Below are 17,899 nucleotides of genomic sequence, written 5' to 3' on the forward strand. Positions count from 1 at the left end.
CTAGGTCACTGCGCCGCCGCTGGCGGCGTTGGCGGCGTCGGCCGCCGCCAGGATGCGTTCCAGCTCGCCCATGTCGACCGGCTTGACCAGGTGGTGGTCGAAGCCGGCGTTGCGGCTGGCCTCCCGGTCCTGGGCCTGGCCGTAGCCGGTGACCGCCACCAGCAGCGCCCGGGCGGTGGCCGGTTGTGCGCGCAGCCGGCGCGCCAGTTCATGGCCGTCCATGCCGGGCAGGCCGATGTCGAGCAGGCAGGCGTCGGGCACGAAGGCCTCGGCGCGCGCCAGCGCCGCGAACGGGTCGTGCTCGACCGCGACTTCATGGCCGGCGGCGCCGACGTACATCGCCAGCACCTGGGCCGCGTCGATGTTGTCGTCCACCACCATCACCTTCAGGGCGCGCGCCGCTGTCGCCGGCGCCGTATCGAACCCGGCGCCGGGCGCGCCCACGCTGCGTTCGGCGCAGCGCGGCAAGGTCACCGTGAAGGTGCTGCCCTGGCCCTGGCCGGGGCTCTCCACCGCCACGCTGCCGCCGTGCAGCAGGACCAGGCTGCGTACCAGCGCCAGCCCGATGCCCAGGCCGCCCTGGGTGCGGTCCGGCGTACGTTCGCCCTGTACGAACATCTCGAAGGCGCGTTCCAGTTCGTGCGGCAGCATGCCGATGCCGTTGTCGGCCACCACGATGCGCAAGGTTTTCTCGCCGAGTTCGAGCGCGACCTTCACCTCGCCGGAAGCCGGGGTAAACTTGACCGCGTTGTGCAGCAGGTTGCCGACCACCTGCACCAGGCGCTTGCGGTCGCCCATCACCCAGGCCGGGGCCGGGAGCAGTCCGGTCTGCAGGTGGTGGCGCTTCTGGCGCAGCGGTTCGCCCACCTGTTCCAGCGCTTCCAGCACCACCTCGTTGATGTCGATGCGGTCCTTGGACAAGGCCACCAGGCCGCGCGTCACGCGCGATACGTCCAGCAGGTCGTCGACCAGGCCGGCCATGTGGCGCGCCTGGCGCGCGATGATGGCGCTGATCTGGCGCGTGCGCGCCGGATCGAGATTGTCCTGGCCCAGCAGCTGAGCGCCGGAGGCGATCGGCGCCAGGGGATTGCGCAGCTCGTGCGCCAGCATGGCCAGGAATTCGTTCTTGCGGCGGTCGGCTTCGCGCAAGCCTTCCTCGGCGTTGACGCGGTCGGTGACGTCCTGGATGGTGCCGCGCACCGCCGTCACCCGCCCCTCGGCATCGTGCACCGCTTCGCAGTGCATGTCGATCCAGATGCGGTGGCCGTCGCCGTGCAGCACCTGCAGCTGCAGGCGGCCATTGCCGCCGTCGCGCGCCAGTTCGCGCAGCAGGGCGTCGACCTTTTCCCACGATTCATCGGGCAGCACGGTGCCGCGCTGCTGCGCGTAGCCCGGCAGTTCGCGCCCATAGATATAGGGCACCGATTCGGAGGTCTCGACCGCGCCGGTCGCCAGCGTCAGATGCCAGGTGCCGAAGCGCGCCATGCGGTGCGCGTCGCGCAGCTCGGCTTCCTTGACCGCCAGCGCCTGGGCGCGCTCGCCCAGCAGGCGCGATGCGGCGCCGATCGCCTCGGCCACTTCGGCGGTCTCCCTGACGTAGGTCTGGGTGAAGCGCGGGGGATCCTCGCCCTTGCCCAGCGCCACCGCCGGCGCCGTCAGGCCCTGGACCGAACTGGCCAGCCGGCCGCCGATCTGCCAGGCCAGCCACAGGCCGATCGCGAACAGCAGGGTGACGCCGGTCAGGAGGGCCGCCAGCGGCTCGAACAGGGTCTGGTTCAGGTTCGCGCGCGGCACGCCGATCGCCACGTGCCAGCCGGTGGTGCGCGAGCGCGAATAGAAGGTCAGCAGGGTCGTGCCTTCCTGCGAGACCGAGGGCACGATGCCCTCTCGCGCGCGCAGCAGGGCGCGGTACAGCGGATCGGTGACGCGTTTGCCGACGAACAGTTCGGGGCTGATGTTGCGCGCGAAGATGATGCCGGCGGCGTCGACCACCGAGGCGCGCGCACCGTCCGCCACCGACTTCGGCGTGAGCATGTCGTCGAAGTAGCCGGGCCGCACGCCGACGCTCAGCACGTAGGCGACGCGGCCATCGACCATCACCGGGACGTCGAGGCTGACCGTGGGACGCTTGAGCACCGCGCTGGTGAAGACGTTCGACACCGAGGGTTTGCCGCTGGCGAATACGGATTCCAGCTGCCCGGTGGGCTCGATCGGGAGGTTGGCGCCATAAGGGCGGCTGGTGTTGAAGATCTGCTGTCCGCCGCGGTCGCGCAGGACCGCGCTCATGTCAGGGCCGGCCAGTTGCAGGGCTTGGCGCGCCTGGCGGTGCGCGCGCTCGAAATCGGCGCTTTGCAGCGCATCGAAGGTGGACAGGGTCTGGGCGATCGCCTGCGCCTGCAGCAGCTTGCTGTCGACCGTGTGCACCAGCGCGCGCACGGTCTGCATGGTGTTGCGTTCGTATTGGGCGCGGCTCTTGCGGTATTGGTCGATGAACAATAGCGATGCGCCGACCACGCCCGGCAACAGGGTCGCCAGGACGAGCCAGAGCAGGTAGGCCCGCAGCGGCCTGCGGGTCATGGTGGAGGAGGCGCCAGTCACATTGCTTTCCAGAACGTTTGAACCGGCGATTCTACGCGCAATCGTGCCGATGCACACCCGGCTGCGCGGTAGCGTGTGGCGGGCGCCACGGCAGGTGGAGACGGATTCTCGGCGCCCCTCGCGAATCAGGGGCGGCTGCGGGTAAACAGCGTCTTGTAATAGATCGCCGTCGCATGCCAGCGCCCGTTCGGGGTGCAGGCGTATTCGGGCAGTTCGCCGACCCGCTGGTAGCCGCTCTTGCGGTACAGCTGCTCGGCCTCGGAGCCGGCCGCCGTGTCGAGGAACAGCAGGCCGCGGCGCAGCGCCAGCGCCTCGATTTCGAGCGCCTGCATCAGGGCGGTGCCGATGCCCTGGCGGCGCTCGGTGCAGTGGACCAGCAGCTTCTGCACCTCGGCGCGGTTGTTCCCGTTCGGTTTCAGGCACAGGTCGAGCTGGGCGCTGCCGACCAGCTGGCCATCGCGCTCGGCGGCCAGCAGTACGCGCCGCCCGGCGCCGACTTCGTCCGCCACGCCCTGCCAGTAGGCGTCCAGCTGATCCTGGTCGAGCCCGTTGAGAAAGCCCAGCGAATGGCCATCGGCGACGGCGTCGAGCAACAGCGTGGCCAGTTGCGGCCGGCATTCGGCGATGGCGCGCGGGTCGAGTCGGCGGATGATCATGAAGGGCTCCTGATGGGGTGACGGGGCGCCGGCTGCGGGCGCGGCAAGTTGATATTTCCTAAGCACAATGTATGCCAGCCGCCGGCCGAGGATCTCGTATGATCGGGTCAAATCCGTTGCAGCTACACCATAGTTAAATCAGGAAGTCGACGAAATTTTACAGTTGTTAACACTTGTCCATCGACAGCCGAAAGCGAAAGCGGTAACGTTTTTCCCTTGGGAAATTCAGTAAAACCAGCCAACCGGATCATGGACGACGATATGGAAACGAGCAACGACAACGAAGTGCTGTCTTTCCGCCTCGGAAAGGAAGAATACGCGATCAGCATCCTGAAGGTGCAGGAGATCCGCGGCTACGAAGCCCCGACCCGCCTGGCCAGCGCGCCGGACTACCTGAAGGGCATCATCAACCTGCGCGGCGCCATCGTTCCGATCGTCGACATGCGCCTGAAGTTCGGCATCGGGGAGGCGGTGTACGACGCCTTCACCGTGGTGATCATCCTGAACATCGAGCATCACGTGATCGGCATGGTGGTCGACAGCGTCTCGGATGTGGTGACCCTGACCCCGGACCAGGTCCGGCCCGCCCCCGAGATGCAGGCCACGCTGGACGGCAACTGCCTGCTCGGCCTGGGCACCGTGGACGAGCGGATGCTGATCCTGCTCGATATCGACAAACTGATGCAGTCCGACGAACTCGGACTGGTGGCGGCGCTGCCGCGCGCGGCTTGAGAGAGAAACCGACATGAAACTCGCAAACCTGAATATCGGAAAACGGCTCGCCCTGGGCTATGGCGTGATCTGCGCCATGCTGGTGGTGATGATCGTGATGAGCAATGCGATGCTGGGCCGGATCAATGCCGGCACCGACGAGATCGTCCACGGCCGCATGCCGCGCATCGCGCTGACCAACCAGATGCAGGCCGAGGTCAACGACATCGCGATCGCACTGCGCAATATGCTGTTGAGCCGCGACGCGGCCGACCATGCGCGCCAGGTGGACGCCCTCATGACGTCGCGTAAGGCGATCGACGACATCCTGGTCCAGATGAACGATGCGCTGGCCAACCCGAAAGCGGTCGAACTGCTCGCACAGATGAGCAAGGAAGCGACGCTGTACAAGACGGGCCAGGATGCGATGATCAAGCACATCGCCGCCGGCGACGTGGAGGCGGCGCACGCGCTGCTGTCGGACGACCTGCGTCCGCTGTTGCGGCGGCTCAAGCAAGCGACGGGCGAACAGATCGCGCTGCAGAACGAGATCGCCAACCAGGCGGCGCTCGAGGCCGAAGCCACCTACCGCAGCACCAGCCTGCTGATGTGGGGGCTGGGCGGTGGCGCCCTGGTGCTGGCGGCCCTGGTGGCCTGGTGGATTACCCGCTCGATCACACAGCCCCTGGGCCGTGCGCTGGACGTGGCCAATACCGTCGCCGCCGGCGACCTCACCAGCCGCATCGAGGTCACCAGCCGCGACGAGACGGGCCAGCTGCTGCAGGCCCTCAAGACCATGAACGAGAGCCTGGCGCGCACCGTCGGCACCGTGCGCGTGGGCACCGATACCATCGCCGTGGCCGCCGGCCAGGTGGCGGTGGGCAGCCAGGACTTGTCGAGCCGCACCGAACAGCAGGCCTCTGCACTGGAAGAAGCGGCGTCCTCGATGGAAGAGCTGACCTCGACCGTGCGCCAGAACGCCGACAATGCGCGCCAGGCCAATGTGCTGGCCGACGTCGCATCGAACGTGGCGGCGCGCGGCGGCGCTGTGATTGCGCAGGTGGTGGGCACGATGGACGCGATCAATGCTTCGTCGAGCAAGATCACCGACATTATCGGCGTCATCGACGGCATCGCCTTCCAGACCAATATCCTGGCGCTGAACGCGGCGGTGGAAGCGGCGCGGGCCGGCGAGCAGGGCAGGGGCTTTGCCGTGGTGGCGAGCGAGGTGCGCAACCTGGCCCAGCGTTCGGCGGCGGCGGCCAAGGAAATCAAGGGTCTGATCGGCGACTCGAGCGGCAAGGTGGCCGATGGCAGCCGCCTGGTGGCCGAAGCCGGCGCCACCATGGTGGAGATCGTCGACAGCGTGCGCCGCGTGACGGACATCATGGGCGAGATCAGCTCGGCCAGCCTGGAGCAGACCGAGGGCATCGAGCAGATCAACGTGGCGGTGGCGCAGATGGACGAAGGCACGCAGCAGAATGCGGCCCTGGTCGAGGAAGCGGCGGCCGCTGCGGCGGCGCTGCGCGAGCAGTCGACCAGGCTGGCACAGGCGGTGTCGGTGTTCCGGATCGACGGCGAGCAGATGCTGGCGGCGTCGACCGCTTCGGTGGACGTGGTGCGGGCCGCGGTTCCGGCCCCAGTGCGCCCGGTGCTGGTGGCGAGCAGCTCCAAACCTGCCACGCGCCCGGCTGCGGCACGATCGAAAGTCACGGCGGCTGCGGGCGACTGGGAAGAGTTTTAATTTTCAGAGCGTAATCACCTCGGCAGGCTGCGGCCTGCCTTTTTCGATCGTGGGCTTCGATCCATCAAAAGCTCGCTTTCCGTTTACAACAACCGAATCTGCAGGCGCATCACCCGCAGGGACGCCAGATGGCGGAACTCCAGCCCTATCACCGGTGTCTGATGCTAAGTATAGTGGCAATGACGCACGCCATCGGATGACTCATCTTTACCGCGAAAACCAAGCAACAGAGCTCGGAGATGTTGGGTGCATGGTATGCGATCAGTGCCGAGTTGGTATATGCAACAAGGCCCGCCACCGACGCTCTTGCAGCGACAACGGCGCTACCCGTGGCGAGTCTGGCGGTAACGTCAGACACTGCTGCCGATATTTGTCGGCAGGAGGCGGGAAATTTACGCCTGTCAGATACGAACACGGTCAACAGGACGGTTCGGGGCAGGAAGGGACGCTGAGCATATGCTCACATCCGTGATAGCAGAATGGGAAGAGTTCTGAACTCGAGGAACTGAGCGTCTGACGGCAAGCTTAGCTTGCCGTCTTTTTTTTATCTTTGACATTATCTATGGCGCTGTCATCGTTACCTGTTGATGACCCCGAATGCAAGACGCAGAAATTGTTCGACAGAAGTGACTCGGCCGCCATCGAGCGCCCAATGCCAGCCCAGATAGTTGGGGAGCCAGCGTGACGCCACACCATGAAAGCGTGCCAGCCATTCCTTGAAGCGCCGATGGTAGGCGTTCACGTTCTGCACATGGATGGCGCTTCGACGCCATTGCGGACGCGTTCGCCGGCGCTGAGATTGACGGCCTGGTGCGCAATGCCATGAGCACGGGCAAAGGCGGGATAGGCCGCGTTGGCGTCGGTGACCAATAGCGCCTGGGGATCGAGTTTCGGCAGCAAGTGCCTGACCAGTTGGGCCACCTTCAGGGCGCCGCGTCCGGTGACGGCGTCGACGGTCTGGCCGCTGCGGTCGCGCGCTACCAGGATGCAGTCGAGGTGATGCGAAATCCCACGCAGGGCCGCCCTGGCGCCATGCTTGCGGGGCTTGCGATCGAGCTTGCGTGAACCCTTCTGCGATTCGAGCAGGAACATTTCGTCGGCCTCGACGATGCCGACCAGGCGCTCGGGCCGGTCGTCCTTGACCCGGTCGAGAAAGCGATGGCGCCAGCGAAACGTGGTGTTGGGGTGCACGCCGACATGCTTGGCCGCAGAGCGGACTGTGCGTGAATCGAGCACCGTGTCGAGATAATCGAGCCACTTGCCCTTGTGCCTGATGCGCGCCAGCGGCGTGCCGGTGAGGTCGTTGAAGGTGCGGCCGCACGCGCAGCAGCGAAAGCGTTGCAGGTCGTTGGCCTGGCCATGGCGGTGGCAACGCTCGCAGGCGCAATCCGGGCAACAGCGCCCCTTTGACCGGATTTCGCCAATGAGGGCGACCACCCGGTCGAGTCCGGCTGCCGGATGCAGGGCGGCAAGCATCTGTTGACGCTGCGGCTGGTTCAGTAGCGGTAGTTGGGCGACCAGCTTGGCGAACCTCGGCGCTTTCATGGCGCGCTCCCGATCGATGGCGACCGGGATTGGACCGCAGATCAGCTCAGTAGTTCAATGCTCATCCATATCTAACGATGACAGCGCCTTATCTATTGTCAAAACCTTGCATATCGTCCAAAAAACATGACGCTCAGGCCAATACTCCCGTTTTGTTAGCGTGCACACATCGTCATAGTTCGAACTAGAACTTACTCTCATTTCCGATTTGCAATATCTATTATCAGAACGGAAACGAGGAGAACGACCATGAAATTAGCAAACCTGAGTATCGGCAAGCGCCTGGCCCTGGGTTTCGGCGCCGTCAGCCTGATGCTGGTGCTGATCAGCGCCCTGAGCAACGCCTCCATCCTGCGCCTGAACAACGGCACCAGGGAGATCGTCGAACACCGCATCCCGGCCATCGAGATGAGCAACCGGGTCGAGGCCCAGATCAGCATCATCGCCATCGCCGTCCGCAATATGATGCTCAACGACGATCCCGCCGACCGCCAGCGTCAGGTCCAGGCGATCGAGGATGCGCGCAAGGTGATGACTGCGACCCTGGCCGAGATCGAGCCGACCCTGATGGCGCATGCCGAATCGATCGGCATCCTGCGCCGCATGGAAACGGCCAGCGCCAGCTACCTGGCCGGCGCCGACCAGCTGATCAAATTGATCCAGGCGGGCGAGGATGCGCAGGCCAGGGCCTATCTGCTCAATGAGCTGCGTCCGCGCCTGGGCATCCTGAAGGAAGCCACCGGCGCCGAGCTGGCGCTGCAAAAGCAGTTCAGCGCGGCGGCGGCGCAGGATGCGGCCGCGACCTACGGCAGCACCATCCGCCAGACCTGGGGCCTGGGCCTGTTCGCGCTGGCGCTGGCCGCAGGCATCGCCTTCTTGATCACGCGCTCGATCACGCGCCCGCTCGGGCGTGCGCTGGACGTGGCCAATACTGTTGCCGCTGGCGACCTCACCAGCCGCATCGACGTCACCACCCGCGACGAGACTGGCCAGCTGCTGCAGGCCCTGAAGACCATGAACGAAAGCCTGGCGCGCACCGTCGGCGCCGTGCGCGCCGGCACCGACACCATCGCGGTGGCGGCCGAGCAGGTCGCCGCCGGCAGCCTGGATCTGTCGAGCCGCACCGAGCAGCAGGCGGGCGCGCTGGAAGAAACCGCGTCGTCGATGGAAGAGCTGACCTCGACCGTGCGCCAGAACGCCGACAATGCCCGCCAGGCCAACAAGCTGGCCGAATCGGCGTCCGGCGTGGCCGCGCGTGGCGGTGAAGTCATCCACCAGGTGGTCGACACGATGGACGAGATCCAGGCGTCTTCCAGCAAGATCAGCGACATCATCGGCGTCATCGACGGCATCGCCTTCCAGACCAATATCCTGGCGCTGAACGCGGCCGTCGAAGCGGCCAGGGCCGGCGAGCAGGGACGCGGCTTCGCGGTGGTGGCGACCGAGGTGCGCAACCTGGCCCAGCGCTCGGCGGCGGCGGCCAAGGAAATCAAGGTGCTTATCGGCGACTCGAGCGACAAGGTGGCCAATGGCAGCCGGCTGGTGGCCCAGGCCGGCGCCACGATGGAGGAGATCGTCGAGAGCGTGCGCCGCGTGACGGACATCATGGCCGAGATCAGCGCGGCCAGCCTGGAGCAGACTGCCGGCATCGAACAGATCAACGGCGCGGTGGCGCAGATGGACGAAGGTACGCAGCAGAACGCGGCCCTGGTCGAGGAAACCGCGGCCGCATCGAATGCGATGCAGGAGCAGGCGGCCAGGCTGGCGCAGGCGGTGGCGGTATTCCGGATCGCCGCCGTCCAGGCCCCCGAGGCGCCAAGGGCCGTGGTCCGGGCGCCGGTATCCAGGCGCCCGGCGGTGGCGGGCCCTGCGGCGGCGCCGGCATTCTAGACAAATCGAACGGCCAAAGAAAAACGGCAAGCCGCAAGGCTTGCCGTTTTTCTTTGCGCTTCGTACCGGGTGACGAGCACCCGGCCAGATGCGGCGTTGCTTAGAACGAGTGACGCAGGCCGACGTTGTAGACCTGTGGGTCCGCGCCGAAGGCGGTTGCAGGCAGGGCGATTGCGTTGCCCGAACCGGCCAGCGTGAACACGCCGGTGCTGTTGTTGCGCAGCTTGGCGTACGAAGCGTACACGTTGGTGCGCTTCGACAGGGTGTAGGTGTAGGCCAGGGTGACTGCCTTGCCTTCAGCATCGCCCAGTTCCTGCTCTTGCTGCTGGTAGTTCAGGTAGACGCGGCTGGCGCCGAAGCCGTACGACACGCCGGCGTTCATCTGCTCGTACTTGTTGTCGATGCGGTTGACGAATTCAGGATCGGCTGCCATGTAGCCGCCGCGCACTTCGAAGTTGCCGAACTTGTAGCCCAGGCCCAGGTTGTATTCCTTGCTGTCGCCCGATGGCAGGTCTTCACGGTTCTGGTAACCAGCGCCGATGTAGAAGCCCGCGTTCGCGTATTCCAGCGCCACGCCGGTGATGTCGCCGGTGTCTTGCAGGTCGGTTTCGTTACGCTCGCCCGCGCCGTAGGCTGCGCGCAGGGTGAAGCCGTTCAGGGCGTTGCTCTGGTAGTTGACCGAGTTGTCCAGGCGGCGGGTCAGGCGGTTACCGCCGAAGGCTGCCAGGTTCGAACCGTAGAAGCCCTGGCCCAGGGTGTCCGAGGCGCTGGCGACGGCGGCGATCGGGCCGTATTCACGGCCGACGGTCACGGTGCCGAACGCGCCTTGCAGGCCGACGACGGCGCGGCGGTCGAACACGCGCGAGTTGGTCGCGCCGGTATCGGCGGCAACAGCTGCCTCGATGTTGAACAGTGCTTTCAGGCCATTGCCCAGGTCTTCGGTACCGCGGAAGCCGATGCGGCTTGCCGACTGGGTGCCCGACGACACGACGGTGCGGCTGCTTTCGCCAGGCGCGTCGGTGTTTTCGACGCCGATCGACGCGTCGATCAGGCCGTACATGGTGACGCTGGTTTGTGCTTGGGCGACCAGTGGCAGTGCCGACACGAGGGCGATGGCAAGAATTTTGTGCTTCATGGATGTCTCTCCAGTGTATGTTTGTGAAATAGCCTATTTATGATGACATGCCAGACGGACATTTGTCATCGGTCGACGTCCAATCGGAACGCGGTCGAAACTCCCAATTGACAAGCGCAAATCGCCTCTGTGTGACAGCGTTTTCATAGGAGAACCCTGTCCTGGCGGGGTTTCCGGGAGATGCGTAAAGGCGCAAACGGCACTCCTGAATTATTGCTTAAAGTTAACTTATTGCGTTGCAATAACGCCACATATTCGCTCTTGACATCTGTTGCAGTGCGCAATAACGGTGCGAGTCCATGCGTGATGGGCGAGCGCGGGAGCGGCCGGCGATGCGCGCCTGGACACACTCTTCGCTGTTGCCGGACATAAATCGATGGTCCCCATAGTCGGCATTGCACTATGCATATGCGTTTTTTGCACCGCAGCGGTGCATCGCCGCCAGGCACGCCGACGCGTTTTTACGCCCGGGACTTGACAGGCGCCTCGATACATAAATCGGTATCGGAGCGCCAGAAAAATTGATTGGAACGTTCTCGAGGCGCCGCCTACCATCATTGTCGAGCAGCACATAAATACAGCCGGATAACGGCATATAACGACAAAGGAGACATATGAAACGGTATGCACCGGGCTTCGTCACGCCCGTACTTTCCCCCGCCTCTCGCTCTTCCCGCCGCTGCTCCAGCGTGCACACGCTGCGCGCCACGGTTGCCGCCCTTGCGGGCGCCGGTCTGTTGAGCGCCGCCACTGCGGGCGCCCAGGAAACCGCCCCCGCCGACACCAGCGCGAGCGCGCCGTCGAACGCGGGCAACAACGCCTTGGACGATCGCAGCGCCGTGGTGACCGTCACCGGCACCCGCCAGGCCGCCCAGAGCGCCCAGGCCATCAAGCGCAATGCCGAGCAGCTGCTCGACTCCATCGTCGCCGACGACATCGGCAAATTCCCCGACAAGAACGTGGCCGAGATCCTGGGCCGGGTGCCTGGCGTTCAGGTGATCCGCCAGAACGGCGAAGCCGGCAACGTCGTCATTCGCGGCCTGGGCGGCATCGTCACCCTGTACAACGGCCGCGAGATGTTCACCGCCGCCGGCCGCAGCCTGTTTCTGGCCGACGTGCCGGTGGCGATGCTGCAGCGGGTGGATGTCTATAAATCGCAGGGCGCCGACATGGTCGAAGGCGGCACCTCGGGCGTGATCGACGTGCGCACCAACCGTCCGTTCGACTTCAAGGGTTCCCAGGCCGCCTTCAATGTGCGCGGCGAGCACCGCGACAAGGCCGACAAGGTCGACCCCAACGTCTCGGGCCTGCTGTCGAACCGCTGGAAGACCGGCATCGGCGAGATCGGGGTGCTGGGCGGCCTGTCCTACCAGCGCGGCCGCTACCACGACGAAACCGCCTTCGTCGGCGAGCCGCGCACCCTCGACAGCGGCGTGATCGGCGCGCCGTCGATGGGCCGGGTGATGACGGGCGGCGACCGCGAACGCCTGGCCGGCAACCTGTCGGTCCAGTGGCGGCCGACGAAAGACCTCGAGGTCTATGCCGAGAGCTTCTCGACCAGGATCGAGCACGATTCGCAGAGTATCTTCTTCGTGGGCGACCTGCCGATCAATAACCCGGGATCGACGGTCACCACCATGCCCGGCTCGAACTACCTGGGGTCGATCAGCCACCCGGACGTGAATACCTTCACCCTGAGTTCGACCCAGGCGCGGCGCGAGGTCGCCGAGACCCACCAGGCGGCGCTCGGCGCGATCTGGAAGGCGATGCCCGGCGTGCGCGTGAGCACCGAGCTGGTTCGCACGATCAGCAAGCACGGCATGAAGAACCCGATCCTGGACACCGTGATGGACCGCTCCAAGGCCATCCACGCCGAGGTACGCGACGGCGGCGGCTACCTCGACTACCCGGGCACCAATATGACGGACCCCGCCAACTGGACCATGTTCGCCCTGTTCGACAACCACAACCGCTCGCGCGGCGCCGCCAACGACTGGCGCGGCGATGTGGCCTGGACGCCGGAGAACGACGGCTTCTTCAGGGAACTGAGCGCCGGCCTGCGCTATGCCGAGCGCGACGCCACCTTCGTGCACGAGCTCAATGGCCACTCGCCGGCTCCCAACCTGTGGTCGCCGAATGCCGTCAAGGTGACCGACTTCCCGGGCCTGAACTGCACCAGTCCCAAGACCGGCGGCAACTACGGCATGAACCAGTTCTACGCGCCGTGCATGGATTACCTGCTGGATCACACCGGCGACATCCGCCAGGCGATCCGCGGCGATCGCGATCCGCGCCCGGACAATCCGCAGTCGTTCTATGCCGACCGCGAAAAGACCAGCGCCGTCTACCTGAAAGCCAATTTCGGATTCGACGCCTGGTCGCTGCCGATCGACGGCACCGCCGGCCTGCGCTACGTGAAGACGAAGCAGCGCATCAGTGGCTTCTCGGCGCTCGAGGGCGTGGTGTCGCCAACCACGGTCTCGTCCACCACCAGCGACGTGCTTCCGAGCCTGTCGATGCGGGCCCACTTTCGCCAGGACCTGATCGGCCGCCTGTCGGCCAGCAAGGCGATCGAGCGCGCACCGTTCGCCGACTTCAATCCGGGCCTGGCGCTATTCCCGTCGACCACGACGACCCTGGCCACCGGCACCGCCGGCAACCCGAACCTCAAGCCGCAAGAGGCGCGTAACGTCGACCTGGCCCTGGAATGGTATTTCGCGCCGGCCGGCTCGATCACCGGCACGCTGTTCCAGCACGACTACGACAACTACCTGCGCCGCAGCGCGAGGCCCGAGGTGCACGATGGCGACACCTATAACGTCAGCCGCCCGTATAACGCGGTCGAGGGCAAGCTGAAGGGCGCCGAGCTGGCCTACCAGCAGTTCTATACCCAGCTTCCGGGCTGGCTCGGCGGGCTGGGCATGCAGGCCAACGTGACCTGGATGGATGGCGGCCTGGCCGAGGCGGACGGCACCATCAATACCTTCGCCGGCATGTCGAAGCTGTCGGCCAATGTGGTCGCCCTGTACGAGTATGGCAAGTGGTCGGCGCGCCTGGCCTACAGCTGGCGCGACAAGTTCACCGCCGAGTACAACTACCGCGCGCTGCCCTACAACATCGTCGTCGATCCGCTCAAGACCCTGGACGCGTCGGTGTCGTACAAGCTGACCGACAGCCTGACCCTGACGCTGGACGGCAGCAACCTGCTGGACCAGGCCTACCACGACTACCACAGCGTGCCGCAGTTGCCGCGCGACGTGCGCCGCTATGACCGGGTGGTGGGGCTGGCGCTCAGGTGGCGTAACTAAAGGGCGATGAACGTGCACACGCAAAAGCTCTCGACCCTCGAAAAAGTCGGTTTCGGCGCCGGCGACATGGCGCTCAATGTGGTGATCTCGTCGATGATGTTGATCATCACCTTCTTCTATACCGACATCTACGGCCTGCGCACGGCCGACCTGGCGGCGCTGTTCATCGTGGTGAAAGTCGTGGGGGCGCTGGCCGACCTGGCGATGGGGCAGGTCAACGACGCGGTGCTGACGCGCTGGGGGCGCTACCGCCCCTGGCTGCTGCTGCTCGCGCTGCCCTATGGCCTGTCGGTGTTCCTGGTATTCAGTACACCGGATTGGGGCTATGACGCGAAACTGGTCTGGGCCTACGCCAGCTACATCCTGATGACCTTGATGACGGCCGGCGTGGGCATCCCCTATATCTCGCTGATCAGCGGCCTGACGTCCGACCCGCAGCAGCGCCTGTCGGCCAATGGCTACCGCCTGTTCTTTGCCAAGATCGGCGCCTTCATGGTGACGATCGTGGTGCCGCTCCTGGCCAATGAATGGGGCGGCGCCGATCCGGCGGCCGGCTACCAGGCCGCGATGGCGGTGATGGCGGCCGTCGGCGTACTTCTCTTTGCGTTCTGCTTCTTCACCACCACCGAGCGCGTGGTGCACAAGGTCGAGAAGCAGCCTTTGACGGAGCAGGTAAGGGTGCTGATGCAGAACGACCAGTGGCTGATCCTGTGCGCCGTGTGCGTGACCGGCACCATCGGCTACGTGATCCGCGGCTCGGTGGCGATCTACTACGCCAAGTACTATTTGCACGGCGATACCGCCACCGTGTCGGCATTTCTCTCGGCCGGCGTGGCGGCGGCGATCCTGGCCATGGTGGTGTCCACCTGGACCACCAAGTTCTATTGCAAGGTCAAGCTGTTTCGCAATTCGCAGATCATGGTCGCGGTGCTCAGCCTGATGCTCTACTTCCTGGTGCAGCCCGGCGACCTGGTGCTGGCCTTCGCGCTGTACTTCCTGCTGTCGCTGGTGGTCGACCTGCATGCGCCGGTGTTCTGGTCGGCGATTGCCGAGACCATCGACTATGGCCAGGTCAAGACCGGCAAGCGCGTCTCGGGCTTCGCCTTCGGCGGCATCTCGGTGTGCCAGAAGGCCGGCATGGCCATCGCCGGCGGCCTGGTCGGGGTGCTGCTCGACGTCTTCCAGTATCAGCCGAACCAGGAACAATCGGCGCTGGCGCTGCAGGGCATCGCGCTGATGCTGTCGGTGATCCCCGGCTTCTTCCACTTCCTGATGGGGCTCCTGATGTTCAAGTACCGGATCAGCGACGACTATTACAGCACCGTCAAGGAAGACATGCGCGCCCAGGGTTACGCCACCACCTGAACCAACAATCGAGAAACGACTATGCCAGAGACGATCCTGACACCCCTGATCGAGCAACGCGCCGATCCCCATATCTACAAGCACGGCGACGGCTATTACTATTTCACTGCCTCGGTCCCACTCTACGACCGCATCGAACTGCGCCGCGCCACCACCATCGATGGCCTGGCGAGCGCGCCGACGGTCGACGCCTGGATCAAACCCGACACCGGCCCGTACTCCGAACTGGTGTGGGCGCCCGAGCTGCACTTCAACGAGGGCGCCTGGTACGTCTACTTCGCCGCCGCCCCCAGCCGCGAGATCAGGCACCAGCTGTTCCAGCATCGCATGTACGCGATCCGCAACACCAATGCCAATCCACTGGAAGGGGAATGGGAATTCATGGGACAGGTCGATACCGGCATCGACAGCTTCTGCCTGGACGCCACCACCTTCACCCACAAGGGCCGGCTGTACTACCTGTGGGCGCAGAAGGACGTCGAGATCGAGGGCAATTCGAACCTGTACATCGCGCCGATGAAGACGCCGTGGCAGATCGAGGGGGAGCCGGTCCTGCTCAGCAAGCCGGAGCACGATTGGGAAACCATCGGCTTTTGGGTCAACGAGGGGCCGTCGGTGTTGCGCCGCAACGGCAAGATCTTCATCAGCTATTCGGCCAGCGCCACCGACCATAATTACGCGATGGGCCTGCTGTGGGCCGACGAGGATGCCGACCTGCTCGACCCAGGGTCGTGGACCAAGTCGGCGCAGCCTGTTTTGCGGTCGTGCTACGATCACGGCGTCTATGGCCCGGGCCACAACAGCTTCACCTATGCCGAAGACGACGACACCGTCATGCTGGTCTACCACGCGCGCACCTATACCGAGATCGTCGGCGATCCGCTCTGGAATCCGGACCGCCACACCTTCGTGAAACCGCTGCGCTGGGATGAGCAAGGCATGCCGGTGTTCGGCCGTCCTTCCACTTATTGATGTGTTGATTGAGGATTCGAACAACGTGCAAACCGGTATCACGCAAGCGCCATTCGGCCAGCTGCCCGACGGCAGGGCCATCACCCAGTTCACGCTGACCAATGCCAAAGGCATGGTGGCGAAGATCATCGACTATGGCGGCGTCATCACCGAGCTGCATGCGCCCGACCGCGACGGCAACTTCGCCGACGTGGTGCTGGGTTTCAATTCGCTTGAGCCCTACAGGACGGACAGCCCATATATTGGCGCGCTGATCGGCCGCTACGGCAACCGCATCCGGCACGGACGCTTAACGCTCGACGGAAACGAGGTGAAGCTGCCCGTCAATAACGGCAGCAACCATCTGCACGGCGGGCCGGATGGCTTCGACCGCGTCAAATGGGAGGCCACGGTCATCGGCGCCAGCCTGCGCCTGCAATATCGCAGCGTCGATGGCGAGATGGGCTATCCCGGCAATCTCGATGCGACCGTCACCTACACGCTCAACGACGATAACGAGCTGGTGGTGTCCTTCCACGCCGTCACCGACAAGGCGACGCCGGTCAACCTGACCCAGCACAGCTACTTCAACCTGGCCGGCGACGGCGACATCCTCGGCCATGTGCTGTGCATCGAGGCCGACAGTTTCGTGGCCATCGATGCCGAATCGATCCCTACCGGCGAACTGACGCCGGTGACGGGCACGCCGTTCGACTTCCGCCTGCCGCGCGCGATCGGCGAGCGCATCGGCCAGCCGGACAAGCAGTTGCGCCATGGCGGCGGCTACGACCACAACTTCGCGCTCAACAAGCCACAGGAGAAGGCACTGAGCCGCGCGGCGCGCGCGTACGATCCGGCATCGGGGCGCGTGCTGGAATTGTGGACCGAGGAGCCGGGCGTGCAGTTCTACAGCGGGAACTTCCTCGACGGCTCGCTCTCGGGCAAGGGCAAGACTTACCAGCACCGCAGCGGCTTCTGCCTGGAGCCGCAGCATTTCCCGGATTCGCCGAACCAGCCGCACTTCCCGAACGTGATCCTGCGTCCGGGCCAGGTGTACCAGACCGAGTCGCGCTGGCGCTTTATGGTGGAGCCGGGCGCATGATGGACGTGCTGCTCGACGCCGGGCACGAGCTCGGCGAATGCGTGCTGTGGTGCGAGCGCACGGGCCGGCTGCTGTGGACCGACATCCCGGCCGCCACCCTGTGGTCGCATTCGCCGTCCAGCGGGCGCACCGTCAGTTGGAAGATGCCCGAGCGCCTGTGCTGCTTCGCGCTCACCGGCAGCGACGATCGCCTGCTGCTGGGGCTTGCCTCCGGCCTGGCCTTCTTCACTTTCTCGAGCGGCAAGGTCACGCGCATCGTCGACGTCGAAGCGGATAATCCATCGACGCGCCTGAACGATGGACGCTGCGACCGCCAGGGACGCTTCGTGTTCGGCATGTTCAACCAGGACGAGAATCCGAAGCGCGCGGTGGGCGGCTTCTATCGCCTGAACCTCGACCTGTCGCTGGAGTCGCTGCCACTGCCGCATGCGGCAATCGCCAACAGCATCTGCTTCAGCCCCGACGGCCGGCGCATGTATTTCGCCGACTCGCAAGAGAGGGCCATCCTGTACGCCGACTACAACCCCTGCAGCGCAGAGGTCGGGCGCGTCCACACCTTCGTCGCGGCGGATGCCGCGCCGGGCGAGCCGGATGGCTCCACGGTCGATGCCGAGGGCTATCTGTGGAGCACGCGCTGGGGCGCGGGGCAGGTGATGCGCTTCGCACCAAGCGGCAGGCTCGATCGGGTGGTGTCGCTGGCCGCGCCGCAGCCGAGCTGCCCGGCATTCGGCGGGTCAGATCTATCGACCCTGTTCGTCACCAGCGCCCACGTGGGCATGACGGCGGGCGACCGGGATGCGGCGCCGCTGTCTGGCGCGGTATTCCAGCTGCCCCTGGAGGTGCGCGGCCTGCCCGAGGCGCGCTTTCTTCACCGTTGACCTGCACTTCGGGCGG

11 protein-coding genes and 1 pseudogene are annotated in these 17,899 nt (G+C 65.3%); 8 read left to right on the forward strand and 4 right to left on the reverse strand.

What is annotated here, in order from left to right:
• Together AC3A6F_RS03085 and AC3A6F_RS03090 are read right to left on the reverse strand one after the other, a co-directional pair.
• Positions 1-2,598, reverse strand: a complete 2,598-nt coding sequence (locus tag AC3A6F_RS03085; protein WP_487678511.1) for a hybrid sensor histidine kinase/response regulator — start codon at positions 2,596-2,598, stop codon at positions 1-3.
• 125 nt (positions 2,599-2,723) lie between these two features.
• A complete protein-coding gene (locus AC3A6F_RS03090; RefSeq protein WP_487678512.1) occupies positions 2,724-3,254 on the reverse strand; it encodes an N-acetyltransferase family protein in 531 nt (176 codons plus the stop codon).
• Positions 3,255-3,515: 261 nt separating this feature from the next.
• On the opposite strand from AC3A6F_RS03090, the gene AC3A6F_RS03095 reads away from it, so the two are divergent.
• A complete protein-coding gene (locus AC3A6F_RS03095; RefSeq protein WP_183407589.1) occupies positions 3,516-3,986 on the forward strand; it encodes a chemotaxis protein CheW in 471 nt (156 codons plus the stop codon).
• 13 nt (positions 3,987-3,999) lie between these two features.
• A complete protein-coding gene (locus tag AC3A6F_RS03100; protein ID WP_487678514.1) occupies positions 4,000-5,709 on the forward strand; it encodes a methyl-accepting chemotaxis protein in 1,710 nt (569 codons plus the stop codon).
• Positions 5,710-6,286: 577 nt separating this feature from the next.
• On the opposite strand, the pseudogene AC3A6F_RS03105 reads toward AC3A6F_RS03100, so the two are convergent.
• Positions 6,287-7,254 (reverse strand): annotated as a pseudogene (locus AC3A6F_RS03105) (IS1595 family transposase).
• Between the two features lie 249 nt (positions 7,255-7,503).
• Between AC3A6F_RS03105 and AC3A6F_RS03110 the strand changes: the two are divergent.
• On the forward strand, positions 7,504-9,144 hold the full coding sequence (locus AC3A6F_RS03110; protein WP_487678515.1) for a methyl-accepting chemotaxis protein: 1,641 nt from the start codon (positions 7,504-7,506) through the stop codon (positions 9,142-9,144).
• A gap of 100 nt (positions 9,145-9,244) precedes the next feature.
• On the opposite strand, the gene AC3A6F_RS03115 is transcribed toward AC3A6F_RS03110, so the two are convergent.
• Positions 9,245-10,279: a porin gene (locus AC3A6F_RS03115; protein ID WP_487678516.1), complete on the reverse strand. Its 1,035-nt coding sequence runs from the start codon at positions 10,277-10,279 to the stop codon at positions 9,245-9,247.
• Between the two features lie 614 nt (positions 10,280-10,893).
• Between AC3A6F_RS03115 and AC3A6F_RS03120 the strand changes: the two genes are divergently transcribed.
• The 5 genes from AC3A6F_RS03120 to AC3A6F_RS03140 are packed head-to-tail and all read left to right on the forward strand — an operon-like array spanning position 10,894 to position 17,883.
• The gene (locus AC3A6F_RS03120; RefSeq protein WP_487678517.1) at positions 10,894-13,587 is read left to right on the forward strand and encodes a TonB-dependent receptor; all 2,694 of its coding nucleotides are present in this window, start codon (positions 10,894-10,896) and stop codon (positions 13,585-13,587) included.
• A 12-nt stretch (positions 13,588-13,599) separates the two neighbouring features.
• The gene (locus tag AC3A6F_RS03125; RefSeq protein WP_487678518.1) at positions 13,600-14,952 is read left to right on the forward strand and encodes an MFS transporter; all 1,353 of its coding nucleotides are present in this window, start codon (positions 13,600-13,602) and stop codon (positions 14,950-14,952) included.
• A gap of 21 nt (positions 14,953-14,973) precedes the next feature.
• Positions 14,974-15,924: a glycoside hydrolase family 43 protein gene (locus AC3A6F_RS03130; RefSeq protein WP_487678519.1), complete on the forward strand. Its 951-nt coding sequence runs from the start codon at positions 14,974-14,976 to the stop codon at positions 15,922-15,924.
• Positions 15,925-15,949: 25 nt separating this feature from the next.
• Entirely contained in the window at positions 15,950-17,005 is a 1,056-nt protein-coding gene (locus tag AC3A6F_RS03135) for an aldose epimerase family protein (protein ID WP_487678520.1), read from the forward strand.
• Positions 17,002-17,883, forward strand: coding sequence for an SMP-30/gluconolactonase/LRE family protein (locus AC3A6F_RS03140; protein WP_487678521.1), 882 nt, complete (start codon positions 17,002-17,004; stop codon positions 17,881-17,883). The genes AC3A6F_RS03135 and AC3A6F_RS03140 overlap by 4 nt, the downstream gene beginning before the upstream one ends.
• Positions 17,884-17,899 lie beyond the last annotated feature (16 nt).

The organism is Massilia sp. Soil_C_3 (assembly GCF_057657035.1).

Coding starts and splice junctions, on each gene's coding strand:
- AC3A6F_RS03090 (WP_487678512.1), bottom strand. CDS start 3,254: ATGATCATCCGCCGACTCGACCCGCGCGCCATCGCCGAATGCCGGCCG.
- AC3A6F_RS03095 (WP_183407589.1), top strand. CDS start 3,516: ATGGAAACGAGCAACGACAACGAAGTGCTGTCTTTCCGCCTCGGAAAG.
- AC3A6F_RS03100 (WP_487678514.1), top strand. CDS start 4,000: ATGAAACTCGCAAACCTGAATATCGGAAAACGGCTCGCCCTGGGCTAT.
- AC3A6F_RS03110 (WP_487678515.1), top strand. CDS start 7,504: ATGAAATTAGCAAACCTGAGTATCGGCAAGCGCCTGGCCCTGGGTTTC.
- AC3A6F_RS03115 (WP_487678516.1), bottom strand. CDS start 10,279: ATGAAGCACAAAATTCTTGCCATCGCCCTCGTGTCGGCACTGCCACTG.
- AC3A6F_RS03120 (WP_487678517.1), top strand. CDS start 10,894: ATGAAACGGTATGCACCGGGCTTCGTCACGCCCGTACTTTCCCCCGCC.
- AC3A6F_RS03130 (WP_487678519.1), top strand. CDS start 14,974: ATGCCAGAGACGATCCTGACACCCCTGATCGAGCAACGCGCCGATCCC.
- AC3A6F_RS03140 (WP_487678521.1), top strand. CDS start 17,002: ATGATGGACGTGCTGCTCGACGCCGGGCACGAGCTCGGCGAATGCGTG.